Origin of the sequence: Adlercreutzia sp. ZJ242 (genome assembly GCF_011038995.1) — a bacterium.
In the GTDB taxonomy this organism is placed as follows: Bacteria; Actinomycetota; Coriobacteriia; order Coriobacteriales; family Eggerthellaceae; genus CAAEEV01.
Genome location: NZ_JAAKEE010000080.1, coordinates 1 through 4,587, shown reverse-complemented (window position 1 = coordinate 4,587; position 4,587 = coordinate 1). Strand labels below are relative to the sequence as shown.

At 57.0% G+C, this 4,587-nt stretch carries 7 protein-coding genes; 1 reads left to right on the top strand and 6 read right to left on the bottom strand.

Translation table 11 applies throughout. From position 1 onward, the window contains the following. Positions 1–249: 249 nt before the first annotated feature. The 4 genes from G7Y49_RS11695 to G7Y49_RS11680 form a co-directional block, all read right to left on the bottom strand. Positions 250–714 carry a terminase small subunit gene (locus G7Y49_RS11695; protein WP_165174019.1) on the bottom strand — a complete coding sequence of 155 codons (465 nt, stop codon included), beginning with the start codon at positions 712–714 and terminating at the stop codon, positions 250–252. 17 nt (positions 715–731) lie between these two features. Beyond that, positions 732–1,295: a hypothetical protein gene (locus tag G7Y49_RS11690; RefSeq protein WP_165174017.1), complete on the bottom strand. Its 564-nt coding sequence runs from the start codon at positions 1,293–1,295 to the stop codon at positions 732–734. Positions 1,296–1,386: 91 nt separating this feature from the next. Next, positions 1,387–1,773, bottom strand: a complete 387-nt coding sequence (locus tag G7Y49_RS11685; protein WP_165174015.1) for a hypothetical protein — start codon at positions 1,771–1,773, stop codon at positions 1,387–1,389. After that, positions 1,763–1,951 carry a helix-turn-helix domain-containing protein gene (locus G7Y49_RS11680; protein ID WP_165174013.1) on the bottom strand — a complete coding sequence of 63 codons (189 nt, stop codon included), beginning with the start codon at positions 1,949–1,951 and terminating at the stop codon, positions 1,763–1,765. The genes G7Y49_RS11685 and G7Y49_RS11680 overlap by 11 nt, the downstream gene beginning before the upstream one ends. A 112-nt stretch (positions 1,952–2,063) precedes the next feature. Here G7Y49_RS11680 and G7Y49_RS11675 point away from each other — a divergent pair, with 112 nt between their 5' ends. Beyond that, positions 2,064–2,681, top strand: a complete 618-nt coding sequence (locus tag G7Y49_RS11675) for a DNA-binding transcriptional regulator (protein ID WP_165174011.1) — start codon at positions 2,064–2,066, stop codon at positions 2,679–2,681. 21 nt (positions 2,682–2,702) lie between these two features. On the opposite strand, the gene G7Y49_RS11670 is transcribed toward G7Y49_RS11675, so the two are convergent. After that, a complete protein-coding gene (locus G7Y49_RS11670) occupies positions 2,703–3,101 on the bottom strand; it encodes a hypothetical protein (RefSeq protein WP_165174009.1) in 399 nt (132 codons plus the stop codon). 91 nt (positions 3,102–3,192) lie between these two features. Beyond that, positions 3,193–4,446 (bottom strand): protein rep, encoded by a 1,254-nt coding sequence (locus tag G7Y49_RS11665; RefSeq protein ID WP_165174007.1) that lies wholly within the window; start codon positions 4,444–4,446, stop codon positions 3,193–3,195. Positions 4,447–4,587 lie beyond the last annotated feature (141 nt).

Here is a 4,587-nt window from a genome sequence, read left to right as displayed (position 1 = left end):
TTTTTTGTTTGGCCACAGATAAAACAGCTGGTAGAAGCCTTAGCTCTCAGCTAACGCGCGGCCTCAATCCAGCCGTTACGCGTCATAAAAGGCATTGAATGGCGGGGTGAGGTGCTTTCGTCCCTCTGCTCTACCGCCTCAGAAAGCCAGCCAAAACGCACGGTGCCCCGAATAACAGGCGATGATGGGGTGCAAGCACCCCATACCCCATTTCCTACGCAAGCGCCCTCGTGCGGTGCCTCATAGCCTCTATAAGCCCGTAATCGTTGACAGCTTGCTTTCGAACACGCGACAGCTCTCATCATTCACCCGTTTCAGCCGCTCTGGGTCGGCCTTAAACGATGCTTTGGCATCCTCTGTTTCAACATCAACGAAACAAAGGCGGTTGAGCCTGTCCGACGTTTCCAGAAATCCTGACAGCGCCGACCTATCAAGCACCCCGCCCTCACCGCTCACGAGCGCATCGAAACAGCGTTGGTTCACCTGCTCCAGCTGCGATATTGCCCGCGCCCTGCACCAAACAGATTCGGCCATGGCCTCTTGCTCCCCCTCTCTGACCATCCGGGAAATCTCGGGGTCGTTCATCAGCTTGTTTGCCTCGTTTGCCACGCTTTTTGCGCTCATCCCTGCCGCCGCATAGGCCGAGCGGTACGCCCCGCTCGGGTTTGCCCCCTCTATCACGGCTCGCGCAAACCTCTTTTGCTTCGGGGTCACTCAGAACACCTCACCGTTTAGCCTTCGACCAGAAAGAACTTGTCCAGCATCTTCAAGCCGTCTGTGCGCACCATGTAGCGCGACGTGTAGCGGCTCGCTATGTCGTAAAGGCCGTTTGCGAAGCCCACGCTCTCCGCAGCTTCCGAATCACCCATGAAGGCGCGCTCCTTCGGAAGCTGCACGTTGTGCTGCTTCGCGTAGCGGTGGGTCATCTGCTGCATCGTGAGGTTGTTCCCCGACCTGTCGAGAATGGCGCACAGGTCGCGCTCCGTAAGCTCTATGCCGGAAACGAGCAGCTTGTAATCGTCCGTGAGCGCCGCAGGGTCAAGCACGAGCGCGGCTTCCTGCTCCTGCTTGTAGTCGTCTACGATCTTGCGAATCTTGCTGAGCGTCGCTTCCTTCGCGTCCGCAAGCTGACTGCGCAGTCTGTCGCGCTTCGGCATCCACTCGATCTCAATGTGCTTGGTCGTGTACTTGCCGGACGAGATAGCGCCCTCCACCTCGTCAAGATCGCCGACGATCTGGGCAATTCCCAGCGTGTCGGCCTTCAACGCCTCGTATACTTTTTGCGCGATCTCCATTTTTCATGCCTTTCTAATCGGTAATCCTCTATGCAATTCACGGTTACAAGCGGCGCACTCTACTCGTGGTATTCCTTCACCTCCGGGTCATTCAGAACACCTCCAGCTTGTCGTAAACGGACGGGCGCGTGGTTATGTACGGCTCAATCTCTGGGTGCTTTGCCATAAGCATTCGCGCCCAGATCGCGCCGTAATCGTTCGAAACCTTGGTTGGCTGTCCCGCGTTATCCACGTAATCCTTCCAGCGGATGCGCTCCAAAGCCGTTTGTATGGCGAACTTTCGCTGATGCTCTGCCTCATTGAGTGCCCACGCCTCTATACCATCCCACAGACCGGGGTTGAGGCGTATCCATTCCCGCGCCGCCCGCACTTTGGCCATATACTTGTCGGTATCGGCTTTCGAGCCGTCTTTGATGCCCCCGCCGTCTGCCGCAGCTTCCAACTCCGCAGACGCGGGGGCAGCTCTCTTAGCTTTCATTCACTAAAGCACCTCGCTCTCGTTCATAGGCCGCGACGGATGCCGCAGGTATTCGCCAAACAGTACCGAACCGTACCGCATCCAATTCCCCGCGCTTAATCATCCGGTTGACCGTGTTTTGTGAAAGCTGCCAGTATTCGGCTACCTCTTTGCAGGTCAACCATTGCTCAGAACCCATTCAAGACCCCTTTTCTATGCCTGGCTTGCCCTTGTTGTCTATGTTATCCTGCCCAGTATGTTTTGACTATAAACAGAAACCTAATCGAATGCGTTAAGGAATAGGGGACAAAATGGCGGCAAACTCAACCCAGCAGGAACGATTTGCAACGATGCTTAGCGAACTTGGCATGAGTGGCGCTGAATTTGCGCGTAGAACGAATCTCGCTGAGGTGTCCGTCTCCAGATGGAGGAACGGCACGCGATCAATTCAAGCATCGGCGGCTAAACAAATTGAGGCAACGTTTCCGCAGTTCAGCGCACTATGGATTCAGGGCGTCTCGCCGTACAGAAACGATATTGAGGCTAGCGCGTATTACACGGCGTTCAATGCCAGTCACGAATACCTGTCGAACCATGAGAATGTGGCCGTTGCCATCAACCTTGCCGCCCGCAACGGCTACAGCGTTAAGCTCCCGAATGAAATCGCTATAAACGATGATCCAGCGACAGCGCTCGTGCATGCCACGATTGCCCACCTCACCATGAACGGCGGTCTCACAATGGTTAATCATGACGGCAACAGCAATATTACTAGCAAGAACATTCCCGTTACGATTGAGCACGACGGCACGACGGCCAAGATAGCTTTGGGTGATTTTACGGACTTTGCCGATGAGCTGGCGGATTTCGCAGCCGTCCGCCTCGCCCGGATGGTCAAGAGGTACGCGGCTTCAGATAATTCAGATTAAAGCGGCGAAAATAGGCTACTGTTAACCTCTCAAAGCCTCTCTGAGACGTCTCCAGAGGCTCTTTTTCTGTTCCGTGCTCTCCAGTGCCAACGTCTTAGCCGTGGCCGCGTGGAGCGCCTGAGCACCCTTCGCCGTGGTCTGCGCGTCCGCCAGAGCCTCGCCTAGCTTCGCGATCTGAGCGTCCTTCACGTCAAGCTGGCCATGCAATCTCTCCAATTCGACCGCCAGAGCATCAATCGCCGCAGAATCAACCTTTGAAACCGTCTGGCTATCCGTATGGCTACCGTCTGGCACCTGACCATACGCCCGTATGGCACGCTCCAGAGCTTCGGTTGCCGTCATGCCCTCAGCATCGGCTATATCCGACAGTCTGTCCAGCGTCTCTTGCTCCAGCCGATATGTACGTTTTACTTTGGTCATGTTCGCATGGTTTCCTTGCTTCACCCTCGGTTTCAATGGCGGTTCTAATGGCGTATGGCTTGCGTATGGCACCGTATGGCAACGTGTACGGCTATGCGGCCTCTGTCATATAGTCGCACATCATAGCCACGGTGTGGCCGTCTGGTAACGTTATCGTGTACCCAGAGCCGCCTAGCGTCCGCCGTATGTATCCGTAATCACCGCGCTCTGCGGCTTCCAGAATCAGGCACGCCGAACGATAGGAGCGAACGGAACGGTTGAACAGCGACGGCGCGATAAGCAACTGAATCTCGCCTATGCGTTCCATCTCGTCCACGATTTCCTGGTCAGTCTTTTCCCTGCCCATGCCCAGAGCGTCGCGCAGCCCACGGCTCCAGCGAATGGCCGAGCGGCCTTTGGTTGCATCGGCGTACTCATTCCAAAGCCTTTCAGCGTCCAGCGTCTCCACGTCTAGCAGCTGAAACGGGTTGATTGAGCCTGAGGCGCGCCCCGCTTTCACGTCCGCCAACGAAACCTCTTTACCGATGCCCTCAACGCCCTTAACCGTTTTCGTGACGTATGAGGCCACCTGTTCCTCTCCGCTCGTGACGGCTCTCACATCGAATGCCTCCCGGCTCACCGTCTCGCCTCCCGAACGCTCCACGGCATGGCTCCACATGGCGAACAGCTCACCTTGCAACACCCTTTCCTGCTCATGGGAAACAGGGCGGCTGAACAGCATTAGCACGTGGCGGTGAGGGTGCCAGCCGTTCACGCCATACGTTATTTCCGTTGACGTGATGTGCCCGATCATGCCCCGCTCGGCTTTCCAGCCTCGGAACGCTCGCGAACGGCTCATGTCGCTATATGCATCCGCCAGAACCTGCATTGAGTCGCTGAGGCCGTCTGCCCTGCTATGCCTGATGGTGAACGTCACCATAGCAATACCGCCTCCCATGGCGATATGACGGCGCGCTCCCTCGGTTATTTCATCCGCGCGCTCCCTGCGGATGATGGGGGCGCAAACCGGGCAAGCCCAGACGCTGCCGCAGTGCTGCACGCCTGAGAAATGGGCGTGGCTCCCGCCCTCGTCGTGGCGCACCTTCACCGCGACGCTGCCGAACGTCCGCGCCCTGCCGCACCATACCCGGCGGCTCGGCTTCGCGAACCCGTCTTTTCCGTCTGGGTCTAAATCGGCTGCCGCCCTGGCTTGTCGAATCTCACGACGCTGAGCGACGGCACGGCGGCGGTACCTCTCCCGCCGATGCTCTGCACGTTCGCTGACCTGCGGCGGCTCGTAAGTTCGTAATGGTATCAAGGAGCCGCGTTGCGGCTCTGCCGTTGCTGTCCTAATTGACTCTGACATGAAAAAACCTCCCGGTTTGGGAGGTCGCAAATCGTGGTTTTCAGCCTTTTCCTGTCCTATTTACTAACGCTAGCGTGTAGAATGCAGGTGTGGTGCTGAATACGGATTAGCAACCTCATTCGTTTCAGCGCTCGAAAGGGG